This window comes from Burkholderia sp. AU45388 (genome assembly GCF_030481585.1).
Classification (GTDB): domain Bacteria; phylum Pseudomonadota; class Gammaproteobacteria; order Burkholderiales; family Burkholderiaceae; genus Burkholderia; species Burkholderia sola.
On sequence record NZ_JAUJPV010000005.1, the window covers coordinates 291,098 to 310,605 of the forward strand.

Below are 19,508 nucleotides of genomic sequence, written 5' to 3' on the forward strand. Positions count from 1 at the left end.
CCATGCGCCCGGTCGATTCCTTTAGGCTGCCGGTCAGTTGTTTTAGATCGCCGCGCCCGCCGGTTCGTGGTCGTCGATCGCGTTCGACGACACGCGGATATCGCTCGGCGAAATGCCGTAGCGCTTGCGGAACGCGATCGAAAAATGCGCGGGGCTGTAACCGACGCGATACGCGACGGTCGACACGTTCGCATCCTCCGCGCACAGCATCGCGTGCGCGGTGCGCAGCCGGTATTCCTGCAGATACGCGTACACGCTCGTGCCGAACACCTTGCGGAAGCCGGCCGTCAGCTTGCGCGAATTCATTCCGACGCGGGCCGCGAGCGCGTCGAGCGTCGGCGGATGCTGGAGCTCGCGCGTCAGGATGTCGCTTGCCGCGTACACGCGCTCGACATCCGACGACGTGACGCGCACGTCGGCCGGCGCGGACTGCCGCTGCGTGGCCAGCAACTGCGCGCTCAGCGCGGTCAGCTCGAACGCCTTCGCCTTCAGGTAGTACTCGCGCACCGCGCCCTCGAACGGGCAGGTGGCGATCTGCACGGCGAGCGCCTGCAGCGCCTTCGACGCCGGGCAACTGACGATGCGCGGATCGCCGCCCGTCGGCGCGAGCAGCTTCTCCGGCAGCAGGCTCAGGTTGCGGTCGAGCGCGTCGAGGCCGAGCTGCACGATCGTGTAGCGCAGCGGCACGTCGCGGTCGTAGATCTGGTGCGTCGTGAATTCGCCGTCGTTGGCGATCACGCACAGGCCCGGCCCCTTGATGCATTGCTCGGGCTGGCCCGGCACGCGGCAGCGCAATTGCCCGCTCTGCACGAGGACGAGCTTCAGCCCTTTTTCGAGCGGCTCCTCGTACCAGTCGCGGCTATCCGAGCACAGCGTGCCGCTCATGAGTTTCATGCCCGCGTCGATGTGCACCACGCCCGGGTGATTGCCGGGCACGAGCACCGGCGGGTGACGTCGTGACGAAGCGAAGGAGGTCGATCTCATCGGAGGTCCGTTGGTTAGGCGGCACGCGCGGACCGGCACGCGCCGGCGGCAACCGGCCGATTGTCCGGCCGGACCGGCCGGGCGCCGCGCGGCCGGCGCCCGATCGAACGAAATTGCCGCGATATCAAAAGAAACGGCGCTATCGCAGCACCTGTTCCAAATGATAATACCTCTCATTTACATTTTCTGACAACTTGCCGGAGCTCAAGGTCAGCGCATGCAATCCTCCCCTTCCTCCCTGGCGGCGGCCTTGCCGGCCGACGCGCCCGACTGGCCCGACGAGTTCGTGCGCCGCTACCGCGACGCCGGCTACTGGCAGGACACGACGTTCTTCGACGCGCTCGACGCGTGCGCGCAGCGCCATCCCGACACGCTCGCCATCGTTGACGGCACGCTCCGGCTGCGCTATCGCGATCTGCTGGCGCGCATTCGCCGCCTCGCGGGCGGCCTCGCGCGGCTGGGCCTCACGCGCGGCGACGCGGCCGTCGTCCAGTTGCCGAACGGCGCACGCTTCATCGAGACGTGCTTCGCGCTGTTCCAGCTCGGCGTGCGGCCCGTGCTTGCGTTGCCGGCCCATCGTCAATACGAGATCGGCGCGTTCTGCCGCTTCGCCGGTGCGCGTGCGTACCTCGGCGCGTCGCAGCTCGGCGATTTCGACTGCCGGCCGCTCGCGGCCGCGTTGCAGGCCGACTGCCCGACGCTCGGGCACGTCGTGATGGCCGGCGACGATCACGCGTTCACGTCGTTCGACGCGCTGTACGATGCGCCGCCCGTACTCGAATGCGCGGCAAGCGCCGACGACATCGCGTGCTTCCAGTTGTCGGGCGGCACGACCGGCACGCCGAAGCTGATTCCGCGCCGCCATCGCGAATACCTGTACAACGTGCGTGCGTGCAGCGCCGCGAGCGGTGTCGACGCCGACACCGTCTATCTCGCCGCGCTGCCGATGGCGCACAACTTCACGCTGTGCTGCCCCGGCACGATCGGCGCGTTGCTTGCGGGCGGCCGGGTCGTGACGACCGCCCGGCCCGAGCCCGATCAAAGCTTCGCGCTGATCGCGCAGGAACGCGTCACGCATACCGCGCTCGTGCCGCCGCTCGCGCTGCTGTGGCTCGACGAGCAGCCGCAACGGCAGGCCGACCTGTCGAGCCTGCGCGTGCTGCAGGTCGGCGGCGCACGGCTGATGGACCACGCGGCCGCACGCGTGACGCCCGTGCTCGGCTGCCGATTGCAGCAGGTGTTCGGCATGGCCGAAGGGCTCATCTGCTGCACGCGGCTCGACGACGCGCCCGAGCGCATCGCGCACACGCAGGGCCGCCCCGTGTCGGACGGCGACGAAGTGCGCATCGTCGACGAAGCCGGCGCACCGGTCGCGCCCGGCGAGATCGGCGAACTGCAGGTACGCGGCCCGTACACGATCCGCGGCTACTACCGGCTCGCGGAGCACGACGCGACGGCATTCACGGCCGACGGCTTCTATCGCAGCGGCGACCGCGTGCGGCGCACCGCGGACGGCGACCTCGTCGTCGAAGGCCGCGACAAGGATCAGATCAACCGCGGCGGCGAGAAGGTCTCGGCCGAGGAAGTGGAGAACCTGTTGCTCGCGCATCCGCAGGTGCACGACGCGGCGGTCGTCGCGATGCCCGACCCGATGCTCGGTGAGCGGACCTGCGCGTTCGTCGTCGCACGCGCGCCTGCCCCGTCCAGACTGATGCTGAAACGCTACCTGCGCGACCGCGGGCTCGCCGCCTTCAAGATCCCGGACCGTATCGAGTTCATGCCGCGCTTTCCGGAAACCGGCATCGGCAAGACCAGCAAGAAATCGCTGCGCGACCTGTTGCGCCGCCAGTTGCAGGCGGCCATCGCATGAGCGCGCACTCGTCCGATTCGAACTGGATTCGCGAGCTGCGTCTGTCGCCGTGCCCGCGCGCGCAGCTCGTCTGCTTCCCGCACGCGGGCGGCACCGCGAACTTCTTTCGCGGCTGGAGCCGTGCGCTGCCGTGGGACGTCGATCTGCTCGCGCTGCAGTATCCAGGCCGCGAGGAACGCTTCGGCGAGCCGTGCCTGCAGTCGATCGACGCGCTCGCCGGCCCCGCTGCCGACGCGCTGCAACGCTACGCACACGCGCCGCTCGTGCTGTTCGGGCACAGCCTCGGCGCGGCGCTCGCGTACGAGGTCGCGGTGCGGCTCGAGGCGCGCGGCGCCGCGCCGCTTTACGTCGCCGTTTCCGCGCTGCCGCCGCCGCATCGCCAGCGCCCGTCGGATCTGCACCTGCAATCCGACGACGCGCTCGTCGGCGACGTCGCCCGGCTGTCCGGCGAACATGCCGCGCTGCTCGCCGATCCGGAAATGCGCGCGATCTACCTGCCGATGATCCGCCACGACTACCGCGCGATCGAAACGTATCGGCGCGAGCGTCCGCCGCGCATCGATGCGCCGCTCGGCGTGATGCTGCCGCTCGCCGATACCGAGCTCGACAGCAACGAGGCGCATGCATGGCAGGACGTCGCGACGCGACCGATCCGCGTCGCGACGTTCGACGGCGACCACTTCTACCTGCGCCACCAATACCCGGCGGTGATCGCCCACCTGGTCGAACGGATCGACCAGTCCCTTCGTTACGGAAAGGAGTACACATGAAAACACCGGACGCCTGCACGGGGCTTCCCGACATTCGCGAAGCGATCGATCGTCTGGATGCCGACATCATCGACGCGCTCGGCCGGCGCATGCAGTACGTGAAAGCCGCGTCGCGCTTCAAGCCGGACGAAGCGAGCATCGCCGCGCCGGAGCGGGTGGCCGCGATGCTGCCCGACCGGCGCCGCTGGGCCGAACAGGCCGGCCTCGATGCCGACTACGTCGAGACGCTGTTCGCCCAGCTCATCGCGTGGTACATCGCGCAGCAAACCCGATACTGGCGACAACAGCGGGGGCTCGCATGAACGCCGGCCTTCCGCTGCTGCACGACACGTTCGCGCGGGCGGCCCGCCGCGCCGCCGCCACCGGCACACCGACGCTTGCGTCGGTCTCGGTGCCGCTGCGCGCGCTCGACTTCTTCGACCTGATCGCCGCGTGGGACGACGGCGTCACGCCGTGGTGCTTCCACGAAGCCGGCGATGCGTCCGTCACGCTGTTCGGCTGGGACTGCGCGCTCGAACTGAGCGCCGCCGGCGACACGCGCTTCGCGCAGATCGACGCACGCTGGCGCACGCTCGTGCGCGACGCGGTCACCGCCGGCCCGCAACCGCCGCGGCTCATCGGCGGCTTCCGATTCGATTCGCGGGGTCCGCGCAGCGCGCACTGGGCGCCGTTTCCCGATGCGAGCATGACGCTCGCGAAGCTGCTGATCGTGCGCGAAGGCGATGCGCACTGGGCCGTCTGCCAGCAGGTCGTCGCCGCTCACGACGATCCGGCCGCGCTCGCGCATGCGTGTCTTGCACGGATTGAATCGCTCGGCGCGCTTGCGCCGGCCGCGGAAGACGATACGCCGCAACTGCTGCACACGCAGGCGCTGCAGGCCAGCGAATGGCAGCACGAAGTCCGTCGTGCGGTGGACGCGATCCACGACGGCGCATTCGGCAAGGTCGTGCTCGCACGCGACGTGCTCGAGCAGTACGCGCGGCCCGTCGCGATCGCGCCGCTGCTGCGCCGGCTGCGGCGGCGCGACGCGCATGCGCACCTGTTCGCGGTCCGCCGCGACGGCGCGTGCTTCGTCGGCGCCACGCCGGAGCGGCTCGCGCGTGTCGCGGGCGGCGACGTGCGCACGCATGCGCTGGCCGGCACGATCCGGCGCGGCGCCACGCCCGACGACGATCGCGCCCTGGGCGACGCGTTGATGGCTTCCGCGAAGGAGCGGCTCGAACATGCGCTCGTCGTCGACGCGATCCGCGCCGCGCTCGCGCCGCTGTCGCGCGCGCTCGACGTGCCCGATCGACCGTCGCTGCACCGGCTGCCGAAGCTTCAGCACCTGAGCACGCCGATCCGCGCGACGCTGAACGCGGATGCGACGCTGTTGCAGGTCGTCGCCGCGCTGCACCCGACGCCCGCGGTGGCCGGCCATCCGCGCGCACCGGCGCTCGACCATATCCGTGCGCATGAAGGCTTCGATCGCGGCTGGTATGCGGCGCCGATCGGGTGGATCGACGCGCACGGCAACGGCGATTTCATCGTCGCGCTGCGCTCCGCGCTGGTTGCGGGCGGCGCGTGCCGGCTGTTCGCGGGCTGCGGCATCGTCGCCGATTCCGAGCCGGTCAACGAATATCAGGAAACCGAACTGAAACTGTCGGGCATGCGGGCGGCGATCCGCGTGCGCGACGCGGCGGCGGAAATGCGTGGCCGCACGCACACGTCGGTCTCGTCGACGGTCGACTGATTCGCGTCGCCCGTCAAAGCAACGGCAGCGTTTGCCGGATATGGTCGGCGAATGCGGCCGTCAGGTGCGAAGGCCGCTTCCGGTCGAACCGCAGCGTAATGCCCACGGCCGGCAACGCCGGCAAGTGCGGATCGCCGTTGACGATCGCGACGTCGGCCGGCACGGCCGTCTGCGTCATCACCGCGAACGCCTGCCCCGAACGCACGAGCGCGATCAGCCCGGCGAGGCTGCTGCTCGCATATGCGACGCGATAGTCGCGGCCGGCGCGGTTCAACGCGTCGCACGCCGCCAGGTGATCGAGCGTATCGCGGTCGGACAACGCCAGCGGCAGCGGATCGAAATGCGCGGGCTCGAGCCCCGGATAGCCGATCCACACCAGTTGCTCGCGCCGGATGATGTCGCCGGTCGCGCCGTCGTCCGGCACGGAAATCAACGCCAGATCGACCGCGCGCTTCTCCAGCTGTTCGACGAGGCGCGGCGTCGGCCCGCACACGACTTCGACGATCGCCTGCGGATGCTGGCTCGAAAACTGCCGCAGCAGCGACGGCAGCCACACTTGCGCGTAATCGTCCGGGCACCCGAACCGGATCGTCCCCGACAGCCCCGTGCCGCACAGGTCGGCCATCGCCTCGTCGTGCAGCCGCAGGATGCGCTGCGCATGCACGAGTAGCCGCTCGCCCGGATGCGTGAGCACCACGCCACGGCCAGTGCGCTGGAACAGCGGCTGGTCGACGGCCTCTTCCAGCCGCTTCATCTGCTGACTGAGCGCGGATTGCGTGCGGCCGACGCGCGCGGCCGCGCGGCTCAACGCGCGCACCTCGGCGATCATGACGAACGAGCGCAGCAGATCGATTTCGAGCGAAAGCGCCAAGGTATTAGCCTCTTTTCTAGCTTGCATTAGAACTATTCGTTTCCATCAAACCAGACGCGCGCCTAGACTGCAAGCGATCCCTGCCCTTTGCCGGAGAAGCCCGATGTCCCTGAACGACGACGCAACCTTCTGGCGCAACGCCAGGCAGCACCTGGTCCGCTATGGCGGCACGTTCGAGCCGATGATCGTCGAGCGCGCGAAAGGCAGCTTCGTCTACGACGCCGACGGCCGCGCGATCCTCGATTTCACGTCGGGCCAGATGAGCGCGGTGCTCGGCCACAGCCATCCGGAGATCGTGTCCGTGATCGGAGAATACGCGGGCAAGCTCGATCACCTGTTCAGCGGGATGCTGTCGCGGCCGGTCGTCGAACTCGCGACGCGGCTCGCCGACGTCACGCCCGCCGGGCTCGACCGCGCGCTGCTGCTCAGCACCGGCGCGGAATCGAACGAGGCGGCGATCCGGATGGCGAAGCTCGTCACCGGCAAGTACGAGATCGTCGGCTTCGCGCAGTCGTGGCACGGGATGACGGGCGCCGCCGCGTCGGCCACGTACAGCGCGGGCCGCAAGGGCGTCGGGCCGGCTTCGGTCGGCTCGTTCGCGATTCCGGCGCCGTTCGCGTACCGGCCGCGCTTCGAGCGCAACGGCGCGTACGACCCGCTCGCCGAACTCGACTACGCGTTCGACCTGATCGACCGCCAGTCGAGCGGCAACCTCGCCGCGTTCATCGCGGAGCCGATCCTCAGTTCGGGCGGCATCATCGAGTTGCCGGAAGGCTATATGGCCGCGCTCAAGCGCAAGTGCGAGGCGCGCGGGATGCTGTTGATCCTCGACGAGGCGCAGACGGGCGTCGGCCGCACCGGCACGATGTTCGCGTGCCAGCGCGATGGCGTGACGCCCGACATCCTGACGCTGTCGAAGACGCTCGGCGCGGGACTGCCGCTCGCGGCGATGGTCACGTCCGCGGCGATCGAGGAACGCGCGCACGAACTCGGCTACCTGTTCTACACGACGCACGTGTCCGACCCGCTGCCGGCCGCGGTCGGCCTGCGCGTGCTCGACGTCGTGCAACGCGACGGCCTCGTCGCGCGCGCGAACACGATGGGCGACCGGCTGCGGCGCGGCCTGCTCGACCTGATGGAGCGCTTCGACTGCATCGGCGACGTGCGCGGGCGCGGCCTGTTGCTTGGCGTCGAGATCGTCAAGGATCGCCGCACAAAAGAGCCGGCGGACGGGCTCGGCGCGAAGATCACGCGCGAATGCATGAATCTCGGGCTCAGCATGAACATCGTGCAGTTGCCCGGCATGGGCGGCGTGTTCCGGATCGCGCCGCCGCTGACCGTCGGCGAAGACGAGATCGACCTCGGCCTGTCGCTGCTGGAGCAGGCGATCAAGCGCGCGCTGTAACGTAACGCCGTTCTCGCCCTCACGCGATCCACCGCGCCGGCTCAACCGGCCGGCGTGGCGGATTGACGCTCGATCAACCCGCTTCCGCAGCCCACGCGTGCGCGTCGGCGCCGGCCGGCATCCGCATCGGGCTCGACGGATCGGTCGCCGCGCGCCACACGGCTTCGGCGACGTCCTGCGCATGCGTGATCGGCCCCGACGCATCGAGCATTCGCGCCACGGCCTTGCCGACGAAGTCCGCATACGCTTCGTGCTCGAAGCCGTGCATGTTGCCCCGTGCGTTGTCCGAGAAACGCGTGTCGGGCGCGCGACCCGGCAGCACGAGATGCGCGCGCACGCCGAACGGCTCGAGTTCGACCGCCATCGATTCGGTAAACGCATTCACCGCCGCCTTGCTCGCGCGATATGCGCTGACGAGCGGCAATGCCTTGAGCGTGACGCTCGACGTGACGTTCACGACCACGCCGGCGCCGCGCGCGCGAAACTGCGGCAGCACGGCCTGCGTCACCGCGATCGTGCCGATCGTGTTGGTGTCGAACAGCGCGCGCACCGTATCGAGCGGCATGAGCTCGGCCGGCGAGGCCGCGCCGAAGCCCGCGTTGTTGACGAGCACGTCGATCGGGCCGGCAGCGTCGATCGCGGCGCGAATGCTGTCCGCGTTCGTCACGTCGAGCGGCAGCACGCGCAGGCGCTCCGACGGCGGCAGCACGTCGTCGGTCGGCTTACGCATCGTCGCGACGACCTGCCAGTCACGCGCCAGGAAATGGCGCGCGATTTCGAGGCCGAAGCCGGAGGAACAGCCGGTAATCAGTACGGTCTTCATGCGAACTCCTCGGATGTGTTGAGCATGTGTTCGTACGATAGATGGCGGCAACCGTATTCGCTACAATCGACAATCCGCTTTTCTTTTGCGAGAGTCCGGCAATGATCGACCCGCTGACCGAAGTCGTGACGCTGCTGCAACCGGGCGCGCGTTACTCGAAGTACGTGCGCGGCGCGAGCCCGTGGGCGATCAACCGCACGGTCGCCGGCGAGCCGTTCTATTGCGCGGTCCTTGACGGCGGCTGCCGGATCGCGATCGACGGGCATGCGCCGATCGAGCTGCTGGCCGGCGATTTCATGCTGATTCCGGCGGTCTACGGCGTGGCGATGTCGAGCCTCGAACCGCCGCCGCCGGGCGTCGACACCGCGCCGCCCGTCATGCTCGCCCCCGGCGAATACCGGATCGGCGATCCCGCGAACCCGGTCGACACGCGGCTGATGGCCGGCAACTGCAGCTTCGGTTCCCCCGATGCATCGCTGCTGGTGTCGCTGCTGCCGCGCTTCGTGCACGTACGCGGCGAGCCGCGGCTGACCACGCTCGTGCAACTGGTACGCGACGAATCGCGCGCGCAGCGGCCTGCCCGCGAAATCGTGCTGGCGCGCCTGCTGGAAGTGCTGCTGATCGAGGCGATGCGGTTCACGACCGGCACGCACGCGTCGCCCGGCCTCGTGCGCGGGCTCGCCGACAGCCGCCTCGCGGCCGCGCTGCGGCGGATGCACGAACGCCCCGCGCACCCGTGGACGATCGTCGAACTCGCGAAGGAAGCCGCGCTGTCGCGCTCGACGTTCTTCGAGCGCTTCAGCCGCGCGGTCGGCGTCGCGCCGATGGAATACCTGCTCACGTGGCGCATGGCGCTCGCGAAGGATCTGCTCCGCCGCAACGAAGCGCGCATCGCGGAAATCGCGGCGCGCGTCGGTTACAGCTCGGCGAGCACCTTCAGCGTCGCGTTCACGCGGCACGTCGGCCGGCCGCCCGCGCAATACGCGCGTGACGAACAGGCGGCGGTGAGCGAAGCATGAACCGCACGCGCCCTCCCCGTTCGGCCACCTGCGTACACGTTCCGTCACGCCACGACGACGTTCGAGGCCCGCGATGACGACGGACGCAAAGGCCGTCGGCACGACCGACCACTGGCTCGTCGCGCGCCGCGATGCGGACACCGGCATCGAAAGCCTGCACGCGCATTTCAACGGCCATGCATACGATGCGCACGATCACGACGACATGCTCGTCGGCTTCACCGAACAGGGCGTGCAGCGCTTCCAGTGCCACCGCTCGCTGCATACGAGCGTGCCGGGCCGCGCGATCCTGATCGAGCCGGGCGCGATGCACGACGGCCACGCGCCCGAAGCCGGCGGCTTCACGTACGGGATGCTGTACCTGCCGCAGGCGTGGGTCGAGCGCGCCGCGCGCCGGCTCGGCCTGCCGGGCCTCGGCGGCGTCGAAGCCACGTTCGGCCATACGCTCGTCGACGATCGCGGGCTCGTCGACGCGATCCGGAACGCGTTCTTCGCGATCCACGACAACGAAGGCCGCCTCGCGCGCGACCAGACGCTCGACCGCCTGCTGATGCGGCTCGGCAGCCAGCTGGGCCGCCCGCTCGCGCTGGAAAGCGGCGTCGTGCCGCCCGCGATCGCACGCGTGCGCGACCTGCTGCACGAACATATGGACGGCAACATCGGCCTCGACGAACTCGCGAGCGTGGCCGGCATCGACCGCTTCCGGCTCACACGGATGTTCCAGCGCGCGTTCGGCACGTCGCCGCACGCGTACCTCGTGCGCTTGCGGCTGCGCGCCGCGCGAAAGCTGCTGGCCGCCGGCCGCACGCCCGCGCAGGCGGCCGCCGACGTTGGCTTCGCGGACCAGAGCCACCTCGGCCGCTGGTTCCGCCGCGCGTACCGGATCACGCCGGCCGCGTACCGGCAACTCTGCACAAACGTTCCAGACTGATCGCGCGCGGCATCGGATCATCGGCGCTCCAACCAGGAGCAAGCATGTTCGATACCAAAGTAGCGCTGATCGTGCGCGACGATCTCGCCGCATGGCAGAAACTCAACGTGGTCGCGTTTCTCGCGACGGGCGTCGCGGCTGGTGCGCCCGACGCACTCGGCGAGCCTTACGAGGATGCGGCTGGCCGCCGCTACGGCCGGATGCTCGGCCAGCCGATGATGGTGTTCGCCGCCGACTTGAACGGATTGCAGGCCGCGCACCGGCAGGCGCTGTCGCGCGAGCTGACGATCGTGCCCTACGTGCGCGCGATGTTCTCGACCGGGCACGATGCGGCCAACCGCGCGGCGTTCCGCGCCGAGGATGCGGACCATCCCGATCTGGTCGGCCTCGCGTTGCACGGGCCGAAGAAGGCCGTCGACAAGGCGGTGAAGGGGCTGGCGCTGCATGCGTGAACGCCGGCGTGCCCGGCTTGCCGTCGCGGCTCAGCGATGCGCGAGCACGTTGACGAGCTTGCCGAACGGGTCGCGCACGTAGAAGCGCCGCACGCCCCACGGTTCGTCGGCCGGGCCGTATTCGACGGGCACGCCGGCCGCATGAACGCGCGCGAGCGCTTCATCGAGATCGTCGACCTCGATCGACAGGTCGGGCGTCGGCGTGCCCGACCCGCCGTGCGACGCGAAACTGATCTGCACGTCCATCCGCTCGGCATTGCCGTAGGTCGCGATCCAGCCGTGATCCATCAGCAGGTCGAGGCCGAAGATGTGCTGATAGAAGCGCTTTGCTTCGTCGATGGATCGTGTGTCGATGTTGGCGACGATTCGTTTGACTTTCATCGGTGGCCTCCGCGAAGCGAGGATAGTGCCGATTCGACTACGCTCGAAGCCGGCGCGATCACGAGCGGTGCGCGGCCGGGCATCGGTTCGTCGGGCAACGGCACACGCAGCTTGGTCATCGGCACCCGGCCGAGTGTGACGATCACGCGCGAATGCATGAACCGCGGCCTCGGCATGAACATCGCGCAGCGTGACGTGACAGGCGATTCGTTCTACCGATGCCGCTACGCCGTCGTCCCGTGTGACAAGCTCGCGGGATTCGCCCGAGGCAGGCCGCCGGTCCGGACCCACCGCGCGGCCATGACGGCAAGCGGGCCGCCGTTCAGATACACGCCGGCCAACCAGTATGGAACGCCGAAGACCTGTTTGAGCGCCGGTGCATAGTCGAAGAAGCCCCACCTCGAGACAAGTCCTTCCGCAAAGGGACCACATACGGCGAGCAGCAAGGACACGACGATGGTTTGCGCCCGGTATTCGGACGTCAAGGCGATACGCACGACCCACAATGCGACAAGCGCCCACGTCAGTTCGGTCGGACGGGAAACGCCCCAGACCCCGGAGGAAAAGTATGCCGCGTGAACCATCGCGAACGGCAACACCAGCTTAGAGAACGACGCTGGCGTCGCATGCCTCGTGAAGAGCGACGTGACGGCCAGTATCAGCGCGACACCGGCGATGAAGACCGGCCAGACGAGTACGGATTGGCCATCGACGAATGGCCCGACGTTGTAGGTGACCAAACCATGGCGCACGTGATAGAAATAGTCGCCGAAACTGAACAGTCCCAGTCCGGCCAGCAATACGCAAATCACAGCCCTGTAACCCGCGGATCCGAATTCCACGCCCGCCTGCGTTGTCGAGTCGTTCATACGTGTCTCCTCCGTTTTCCCGACTGCGCATATATGCCACGGACAGCGCGCAATCGTTACATTGATCACTGTCATTGTGGACGAGGCTCGCCTGTAGTCAAGGATGGAGGCCGGGATTGGAGGCTGGTACCTAATATGTCCGCTGCGTCGAATACCGCGCGCGCTTCAGCACGTCGGGCGGCCAATCGCGACGTGTTTCGTGGCACGGATCACGTCCGGCCTCGATCGGTGCGGATCGGCTACACGCTTCCCGCAAATCCGGGTTCAAAGCGCCACAAGACGAGATCAACACCGCCGCCGGCCCATTGCAGGCCGGCGGCTTCCCGTCGATCACCCGCCGAGATACGCCTGCTTGATGCGATCGTTCGCGAGCAGGTTCGCGCCCGTGTCGGCCAGCACCACGCGCCCCGTTTCGAGCACGTAGCCGCGATCGGCCACACCGAGCGCCTTGTTCGCGTTCTGCTCGACGAGGAACACCGTGACGCCTTCGTCGCGGATCGTCCGGATGATGTCGAAGATCTGCGCGATCACGAGCGGCGCGAGGCCGAGCGTCGGTTCGTCGAGCAGCAGCAAACGCGGCTTGCTCATCAGCGCACGGCCGATCGCGAGCATCTGCTGCTCGCCGCCCGACATCGTGCCGGCCCGCTGCGCCGCGCGCTCCTTCAAACGCGGAAACAGCTTGAACACGTGCTCGATGCCGTCGTCGATTTCATGACGGCTCGCGAAGAAGCCGCCCATCTTCAGGTTCTCGAGCACCGTCAGGCTCGGGAACACGCGCCGCCCTTCCGGCGAAATCGCCATCCCCTGCCGCATGATCTGGTGCGTCGACATCGCGGTGATGTCGTTGCCCTCGAACAGCACGCGGCCCGACGACGCGCGCGGCGTGCCGCATACCGTCATCATCAGCGTCGTCTTGCCGGCGCCGTTGCTGCCGATCAGCGTGACGATCTCGCCCTTGTTCACCTCGATCGACACGCCCGCGAGCGCCTCGACCGCGCCGTAGTGCGTATGGACCTGTTCCAGCTTCAGCATCACTCTTCCCCCAGATACGCGTTGATCACGCGCGGGTCGTTGCGGACCGCTTCCGGCGTGCCGATCACGATCGGCCGCCCGTGCTCCATCACGAGGATGCGGTCGGACACGCCCATCACGAGACTCATGTCGTGTTCGATCAGCAGCACCGATACGCCGAACTCGCGACGCAGTTTGTCGATCAGGTGTTGCAGCTCGATCTTTTCCTGCGGGTTGAGGCCGGCCGCCGGCTCGTCGAGCATCAGGAGGCGCGGCTCGGTGATCATGCAGCGCGCGATCTCCAGACGCCGCTGGTGCCCGTACGACAGCGTGCCGGCCGGCCGGTTGGCGACCGACGTCAGCCCCATCCGGTCGAGCCACACCGCCGCGCGTTCGAGCGCTTCCTTCTCCGCGTGACGATACGCGGGCGTCGCGAACAGGCCGTGCAGCAGCCCGGCCTTCACCTTGCGATGCTGCGCGACCAGCAGGTTCTCGACGACCGTCAGCGACTTGAACAAGCGGATGTTCTGGAACGTGCGCACCAGACCCTTCAACGCGATCTGATGGCTCGGCAGCCCCGCGATCGCATGACCGTCGAGCACGACGTCGCCGCCGGTCGGCTTGTAGAAGCCGCCGACGCAGTTGAACACCGTGGTCTTGCCCGCGCCGTTCGGCCCGATGATCGCGAACACCTCGTCGCGACGCACGTCGAAATCGATGCCGTCCACCGCGAGCAACCCGCCGAAGCGCATCTGCAGCCCGGCGACCTTCAACAGTTCTGCATTCGCGCTCATTGCGGCAGCTCCACGTGAGGACGGCTCGCGGGCAGCAGGCCCTGCGGACGCCACATCATCATCAACACCATCACCAGACCGAAGATCAGCATCCGGTACTCGGCGAACCCGCGCGCGACTTCCGGCAGCACGGTCAGCAGGATCGCCGCGAGAATCACGCCGAGCTGCGAGCCCATCCCGCCGAGCACGACGATCGCGAGGATCAGCGCCGATTCGATGAAGGTGAACGATTCGGGATTCACGAGGCCCTGACGCGCGGCGAAGAACGCGCCGCCGATGCCCGCGAACGCCGCGCCGAGCGTGAACGCCGACAGCTTGATGCGCGTCGGGTTCAGGCCGAGCGAACGGCACGCGATTTCGTCGTCGCGCAGCGCTTCCCACGCGCGGCCCATCGGCATGCGGATCAGGCGGCTCGTCACGAACAGCGTGAAGCCGACCAGCACCAGCGCGATCAGGTACAGGAAGATCACCATGTGCTCGCCGCTGTATTCCAGCCCGATCAGTTCGTGGAAGGTCTTCGCGCCTTCCACGCTCGCCGAGCGCGCCATCTCGAAGCCGAACACCGTCGGCTTCGGAATGCTCGAGATGCCGTCCGGGCCACCGGTGAGGCTCGTCAGGTTGTTCGCGAGCAGGCGGATGATTTCGCCGAAGCCGAGCGTGACGATCGCCAGATAGTCGCCGCGCAAGCGCAGCACCGGGAAGCCGAGCAGGAAGCCGAACGTCGCCGCGGCGATCGCCGCGATCGGCAGGCATTCCCAGAACGACAGCCCGAAATACTGGTTCAGCATCGCGTACGTATAGCCGCCGACCGCGTAGAACCCGACATAGCCGAGATCCAGCAGCCCCGCGAAACCGACCACGATGTTCAGCCCGAGGCCGAGGATCACGTAGATCAGCGCGAGCGTCGCGACGTCCACCGCGCCGCGCGAGCCGAAGAACGGCCATACGAGGCCCACGGCGAGCAGCACCCAGATGATCACGCGCTGCTGCTGCGTGCCCATCGCGGGCATCGCCGGCAGCTTCACCGCCGATTTCGCGCGCACGAGCCACGGCTTGAACAACTGGAACAGGAACACGGCCGCGACCGCGATCCATACCGGGCGCCAGTGCGGCGTCAGCACCACCTGATAGCCGTCGAGCTTCAGTTGCAGCCCGAGCACCGGAATCGTGAGGATCGCCGTCAGGAACGCGGCGGCCACGGCATTTTTCAGCGCCCGGCCGACCGACGCGTCGGCGGCCGGGTGGCGAACGGAAATGACTTGACTCATCTGCGTCTCCCTCAAACCTTTTCGATGTCCGACTTGCCGAGCAGGCCGGTCGGGCGGAAGAGCAGGATCAGCACGAGCAGGCCGAACGCGACCACGTCCTTGTACTCGGCCGGCATGTAACCTGCGGCGAAGGTTTCGGCGAGGCCCAGCAGCACGCCGCCGAGCATCGCGCCCGGAATGCTGCCGATCCCGCCGAGCACCGCGGCGGTGAACGCCTTGATGCCCGCGACGAAGCCGATATACGGATTCAGCTTGCCGATCGTCAGCCCGATCAGCACGCCGCCGACGGCCGCCAGCATCGCGCCGAGCACGAACGTGAACGAGATCACGCGGTTCGTGTCGATGCCGAGCAGGTTCGCCATCTTCATGTCCTCGGCGCACGCGCGGCACGCGCGGCCCATCCGCGAATGCGAGATGAACAGCGTGAGCGCGATCATCAGCACGAGCGTCACGCCGACGATCAACAGACGCGCATACGGAATCGTCACGTCGAAGTTGCCGCCGAGCGGGATGTCGAATGCGCCGGAGATCAGGATCGGCACGGACACGTCGCGCGCGCCCTGGCCGATCTGTACGTAGTTCTGCAGGAAGATCGACATGCCGATCGCGGAGATCAGCGGCACGAGGCGCGGGCCGCCGCGCAGCGGGCGATACGCGACGCGCTCGACCGCGAAGCCGTACAGGCCGGTGACGATCACCGACACGATCAGCGCGGCGCCGAGCACGAGCGGCAGCGGATAGCCGGCGGAGATGCCGATCGCCGTGAGGGTCACGAGGCCCACGTACGCGCCGATCATGTAGATCTCGCCGTGGGCGAAGTTGATCATGCCGATGATGCCGTAGACCATCGAGTAGCCGATGGCGATCAACGCATAGATCGCACCCAGCGTCAGGCCGTTGACCAGTTGCTGGGCGAATTGGGGAAAGAAGTCAGTCATGTGCGGGAAGCTCCCGTTGGCGCTGCGTCGCATGCCGTCGCCGGATCACGGCGGTCGGCCGCGCGCAACGCACGGTGTCGTCTCGGGCCGCTCTTTGGCGCGCACGGGTCAGAGGCGCGACCAATACGCATCCGCCCCGTCCGGGTCTCGGACAGGGCGGGCGCGTGAGCGGGTACTCCGTATTACTTGGCGGCGGTCTTCGTCGCGTCCTTGTGCCACGTGTAGACGACGAACTTGAACGCCTTCAGGTCGCCCTGCGCGTCATACGCGACCTTGCCGATCGGCGTGTCGAACGTCGTCTTGTGCATGTACGCGGCGACCTTCGTCGGGTCGGTCGTCTTCGCGCCCGCGATCGAGTCGGCGATGATCTTCACCGCTGCGTACGCCGGCATCTGGAACGGGCCGTTCGGGTCGCGCTTCTTGTCCGCGAACGCCTTCACGAGCGCCGCGTTGGCCGGATCGGCCGAGAAGTCGGCCGGCAGCGTGACGAGCATGCCTTCCGAAGCCGGGCCGGCGATCGCCGTCACGTCCTTGTTGCCCACGCCTTCAGGGCCCATGAACGTCGCCTTCACGCCCTGCTCGCGCGCCTGGCGCATCAGCAGGCCCATTTCCGGGTGGTAGCCGCCGAAGTAGACGAAATCGACGCCTTGCGACTTCAGCTTCGTGATGATCGCCGAGTAGTCCGAATCGCCGGCGTTGATGCCTTCGAACAGCACGACCGGGATCTTCGCGGCTTCGAGGTCCTTCTTCACCGACGACGCGATGCCCTGGCCGTACGACTGCTTGTCGTGCAGGACCGCGACCTTCTTCGGCTTCACGGTGTTGATGATGTAGTGCGCGGCGGCCGGGCCTTGCTGGTCGTCGCGGCCGATCGTGCGGAAGATGAAGTGACGCTTCTTGCCTTCCGTCAGCTGCGGCGCGGTGGCCGACGGCGTGACCATCACGATGCCCTCGTTCTCGTAGATGTCGGACGCCGGAATCGTCGAACCCGAGCACACGTGGCCGATCACGTACTTGATCTTCTGGCTGACGATCTTGTTGGCGACGGCGACGGCCTGCTTCGGTTCGCACGCGTCGTCCATCAGCACGACTTCGAACTTGTTGCCGCCCGCACCGCCTGCCGCGTTGATCTGTTCGATCGCGGTCAGCGCGCCGGCCTTCACCATGTCGCCGTATTGGGCGACCGAGCCGCTCATCGGACCGGCGATGGCGATCTTCACGGTTTCCGCTTGCGCGGCAGCGGCGCCGGCGGCGAACAGCACGGCGGCGACGGAAATGGACGTAAGACGGGACAGCGTCATCTGGGAGCTCCTCGATGTTGTTTAGTCATACGGGCAAAGGCGGCATGACTTGCGCAATCGAACAGCACCCGGGGCGAGGACATGGGACACGCCCGAGACACATAAAAGACGGAACTCCAGCGGAATGTTGCGTAGCGGGGCCCGGCTCTTGCAGTCCCCGAAGGGGACGTCTGGTTCGGAAAGACATCGTGATGCGTCTTGCATTGCGCAAGCGTTTCGCCTGCCCCGCTTGCCAAATCGCTCGTTCGGAGGGATGGTCCGACAGCTGTTGGCAAGGCAGTTGAAATTATATGGGCGTTTTTCAATTGTCTGTCAAAAATGCCTGTCGACTGAGGGAAAACACGTAGGGTTTTGAGATGGGTGGGTGGCGATGGGGGCGCAACCTTGGGGAAGCGGGACGGGTGATTTGGGTGCAATCGGGTTGCTATTCGGTAGGGGGATCGGGGTTGGTTCCTTGCTGGGCTTGGTGTTTGGCGATGGGCGGTTCTCGGTTTCGTATTTTTCGGGCTACCGAGAGCACGGTCGCTGCAAATCAATCGACTGATGATTGCGGCAGCACGCACCGGGACGGGGCGCTCGGCGAAGCGGTAAATCTTTCTGTTTACCGGACGAATCTAAACACGTTGAAAGATTTTTGATATTTTCATGAAATAATACGAATTCGCTTCCGCAATCCGGCCAGCCTCCCTGCAAGTCGCGCTCGCCGCGCCTCGCAGTCGCTTCAGGGCCGCTTCGACGCTCCCCTCGTCGCCCAGCCGCCAGCCAGTGATCTGCCGTTTTATTCAATGCACATCACCTGCTTCGAATCGCCCATGAATTGCCCTATCCGCCTTTCTTCCGCCGCCACCGCGATCGCTTGCGCGTTTTCCGTTTCTGCTTCCCATGCTTCAGGACACGATGCGCTGACCGATCGATCGGCCGGTGCCAATGTGTTTCGCTCGGAGCGGCGTGCGGCTGCTCGGGATGATGGACGTGCGGCGAGTGTGGGTCGTCGACGGGTGCAGTTCGCTGCGCCCGACGAACGTAACCCGTTCGATACGCCCGATACGCGGCCGTTGCGGGTGACGAGCGATGCGCTCGTGGCATCGCCGCCTTCTTTTAAACACGGACCCGATTTTGTCTCGGCTCCGAACCGTGTCGCGCTTGGCGCGGGTGGGAGCGATAGTTTGGGTCGCGCAGTGCCCGGGTATGAGCAGCGCGAGCAGAACTGGAACGAATACCTGCGCGCGAACGGCTCTCGGCCGGCTGGTAGTGGCGGCTCGTATGTTCCCCAGCGGCCGTACGATGCGCCGCGCGGTCCGCACGGGGTGCCGAATCCGTTCGATCCGTCGGTGCCGCAGCCGGAGACGCGGACGTTCTACGACAACGGATCGGGGACGAAGTGCACGGCTACCGGTGGTGCGGGGACATCGCGGTCGTCCTGCGATATCGCTTGGTGATGCGGGGTTTTGGGTGGCTGCCGCTTACGACTGCTCTGCCCCGTCCGGCGCGCTGCGCGACGTCGCGCAGCGCGGCCGCATCCCGCGGCGTTGCGCTTACAACTGCGTGATGATCAGCCTCCCCGGCTCAATATCGATCCGCGCCTTGCGGCCCGGAACAAAACACGCATCGTTGATCAGCCACATTCCACCAATCTTCATGTACGGATAAAACGTCTCCGGCCTCGGATCCATGGTCTTCGGGGTACCCCACATCTCCTGGATCGTGACGAAACGTTCCGTCTTCGGTGGTCGTGCTTTATGATTCGGCTTAGCCATGGGCAACTCCTTGAAAGTTGGCTGTGGTTAGCGGGTCGTGAGTGTTGGTAGCACTTGCGGCCCGCGCTCGTTTACCGCGGCGTTTTTATGGTTCGGATTCCTCCTTTGTTGGTGAATCGATGGGAGCGATGCTTCGTAGAAGATCGGCGCGTCTGGCGCTTCCGTTCGCGTGCACTGCGGGCACACGATCACCATCAGTTGAACATCACCCATTAAACCATCATTGGCGTGCATTTGAGCGCACGTTAGCCATTGGGTATAGGTACGCAACTTGGTCAGCTTTCTGGTTATTGCGCGTGTTGACACTAATCGCCAGCATGTCGACGCCTGTG

At 67.1% G+C, this 19,508-nt stretch carries 20 protein-coding genes; 9 read left to right on the forward strand and 11 right to left on the reverse strand.

Annotation, left to right across the window (positions count from 1 at the left end):
- Positions 1-42: 42 nt before the first annotated feature.
- Complete coding sequence (locus QZM72_RS12840) at positions 43-984, reverse strand: helix-turn-helix transcriptional regulator (protein WP_089470339.1); 942 nt, start codon at positions 982-984, stop codon at positions 43-45.
- A gap of 217 nt (positions 985-1,201) precedes the next feature.
- On the opposite strand from QZM72_RS12840, the gene QZM72_RS12845 reads away from it, so the two are divergent.
- The 4 genes from QZM72_RS12845 to QZM72_RS12860 are packed head-to-tail and all read left to right on the forward strand — an operon-like array spanning position 1,202 to position 5,356.
- Positions 1,202-2,854: a (2,3-dihydroxybenzoyl)adenylate synthase gene (locus tag QZM72_RS12845; RefSeq protein WP_301738282.1), complete on the forward strand. Its 1,653-nt coding sequence runs from the start codon at positions 1,202-1,204 to the stop codon at positions 2,852-2,854.
- The gene (locus QZM72_RS12850) at positions 2,851-3,624 is read left to right on the forward strand and encodes a thioesterase II family protein (RefSeq protein ID WP_301738283.1); all 774 of its coding nucleotides are present in this window, start codon (positions 2,851-2,853) and stop codon (positions 3,622-3,624) included. Before QZM72_RS12845 ends, QZM72_RS12850 begins: the two co-directional genes overlap by 4 nt.
- Positions 3,621-3,926, forward strand: a complete 306-nt coding sequence (locus QZM72_RS12855) for an isochorismate lyase (protein ID WP_059640806.1) — start codon at positions 3,621-3,623, stop codon at positions 3,924-3,926. The genes QZM72_RS12850 and QZM72_RS12855 overlap by 4 nt, the downstream gene beginning before the upstream one ends.
- Positions 3,923-5,356: an isochorismate synthase gene (locus tag QZM72_RS12860; protein WP_301738284.1), complete on the forward strand. Its 1,434-nt coding sequence runs from the start codon at positions 3,923-3,925 to the stop codon at positions 5,354-5,356. Before QZM72_RS12855 ends, QZM72_RS12860 begins: the two co-directional genes overlap by 4 nt.
- Before the next feature lie 13 nt (positions 5,357-5,369).
- Here the strand turns inward: QZM72_RS12860 and QZM72_RS12865 are convergent, their stop codons facing one another.
- Complete coding sequence (locus tag QZM72_RS12865; protein ID WP_301738285.1) at positions 5,370-6,254, reverse strand: LysR family transcriptional regulator; 885 nt, start codon at positions 6,252-6,254, stop codon at positions 5,370-5,372.
- A gap of 76 nt (positions 6,255-6,330) precedes the next feature.
- On the opposite strand from QZM72_RS12865, the gene QZM72_RS12870 reads away from it, so the two are divergent.
- On the forward strand, positions 6,331-7,632 hold the full coding sequence (locus QZM72_RS12870) for an aspartate aminotransferase family protein (protein WP_301738286.1): 1,302 nt from the start codon (positions 6,331-6,333) through the stop codon (positions 7,630-7,632).
- A gap of 73 nt (positions 7,633-7,705) precedes the next feature.
- On the opposite strand, the gene QZM72_RS12875 is transcribed toward QZM72_RS12870, so the two are convergent.
- A complete protein-coding gene (locus QZM72_RS12875; protein WP_301738287.1) occupies positions 7,706-8,455 on the reverse strand; it encodes an SDR family oxidoreductase in 750 nt (249 codons plus the stop codon).
- Between the two features lie 41 nt (positions 8,456-8,496).
- Here QZM72_RS12875 and QZM72_RS12880 point away from each other — a divergent pair, with 41 nt between their 5' ends.
- The 3 genes from QZM72_RS12880 to QZM72_RS12890 all read left to right on the forward strand — a co-directional run bounded on the left by QZM72_RS12880 (position 8,497) and on the right by QZM72_RS12890 (position 10,857).
- The gene (locus tag QZM72_RS12880) at positions 8,497-9,474 is read left to right on the forward strand and encodes an AraC family transcriptional regulator (protein WP_089470346.1); all 978 of its coding nucleotides are present in this window, start codon (positions 8,497-8,499) and stop codon (positions 9,472-9,474) included.
- A 73-nt stretch (positions 9,475-9,547) separates the two neighbouring features.
- Positions 9,548-10,405, forward strand: a complete 858-nt coding sequence (locus tag QZM72_RS12885; protein WP_301738288.1) for an AraC family transcriptional regulator — start codon at positions 9,548-9,550, stop codon at positions 10,403-10,405.
- 44 nt (positions 10,406-10,449) lie between these two features.
- Complete coding sequence (locus QZM72_RS12890; RefSeq protein WP_089470348.1) at positions 10,450-10,857, forward strand: DUF2000 domain-containing protein; 408 nt, start codon at positions 10,450-10,452, stop codon at positions 10,855-10,857.
- A 30-nt stretch (positions 10,858-10,887) separates the two neighbouring features.
- Here QZM72_RS12890 and QZM72_RS12895 read toward each other — a convergent pair whose 3' ends face one another.
- From QZM72_RS12895 to QZM72_RS12925, 7 genes are all read right to left on the reverse strand, one after another.
- Positions 10,888-11,238: a VOC family protein gene (locus QZM72_RS12895; RefSeq protein WP_301738289.1), complete on the reverse strand. Its 351-nt coding sequence runs from the start codon at positions 11,236-11,238 to the stop codon at positions 10,888-10,890.
- A gap of 224 nt (positions 11,239-11,462) precedes the next feature.
- Positions 11,463-12,107 carry a DUF2878 domain-containing protein gene (locus tag QZM72_RS12900; protein WP_301738290.1) on the reverse strand — a complete coding sequence of 215 codons (645 nt, stop codon included), beginning with the start codon at positions 12,105-12,107 and terminating at the stop codon, positions 11,463-11,465.
- A 330-nt stretch (positions 12,108-12,437) separates the two neighbouring features.
- On the reverse strand, positions 12,438-13,139 hold the full coding sequence (locus tag QZM72_RS12905; RefSeq protein ID WP_006484776.1) for an ABC transporter ATP-binding protein: 702 nt from the start codon (positions 13,137-13,139) through the stop codon (positions 12,438-12,440).
- Positions 13,139-13,912: a high-affinity branched-chain amino acid ABC transporter ATP-binding protein LivG gene (gene livG / locus QZM72_RS12910; RefSeq protein WP_089470352.1), complete on the reverse strand. Its 774-nt coding sequence runs from the start codon at positions 13,910-13,912 to the stop codon at positions 13,139-13,141. Before livG ends, QZM72_RS12905 begins: the two co-directional genes overlap by 1 nt.
- On the reverse strand, positions 13,909-15,180 hold the full coding sequence (locus QZM72_RS12915; protein ID WP_301738291.1) for a high-affinity branched-chain amino acid ABC transporter permease LivM: 1,272 nt from the start codon (positions 15,178-15,180) through the stop codon (positions 13,909-13,911). Before QZM72_RS12915 ends, livG begins: the two co-directional genes overlap by 4 nt.
- 11 nt (positions 15,181-15,191) lie before the next feature.
- Positions 15,192-16,118: a high-affinity branched-chain amino acid ABC transporter permease LivH gene (gene livH / locus QZM72_RS12920; RefSeq protein ID WP_089470354.1), complete on the reverse strand. Its 927-nt coding sequence runs from the start codon at positions 16,116-16,118 to the stop codon at positions 15,192-15,194.
- Positions 16,119-16,300: 182 nt separating this feature from the next.
- Positions 16,301-17,419, reverse strand: coding sequence for a branched-chain amino acid ABC transporter substrate-binding protein (locus tag QZM72_RS12925; protein ID WP_089470355.1), 1,119 nt, complete (start codon positions 17,417-17,419; stop codon positions 16,301-16,303).
- Positions 17,420-18,204: 785 nt separating this feature from the next.
- On the opposite strand from QZM72_RS12925, the gene QZM72_RS12930 reads away from it, so the two are divergent.
- Positions 18,205-18,858: a hypothetical protein gene (locus QZM72_RS12930; RefSeq protein ID WP_089470356.1), complete on the forward strand. Its 654-nt coding sequence runs from the start codon at positions 18,205-18,207 to the stop codon at positions 18,856-18,858.
- A 96-nt stretch (positions 18,859-18,954) separates the two neighbouring features.
- Here the strand turns inward: QZM72_RS12930 and QZM72_RS12935 are convergent, their stop codons facing one another.
- Positions 18,955-19,176 (reverse strand): hypothetical protein, encoded by a 222-nt coding sequence (locus QZM72_RS12935; RefSeq protein ID WP_059721886.1) that lies wholly within the window; start codon positions 19,174-19,176, stop codon positions 18,955-18,957.
- Between the last annotated feature and the right edge of the window lie 332 nt (positions 19,177-19,508).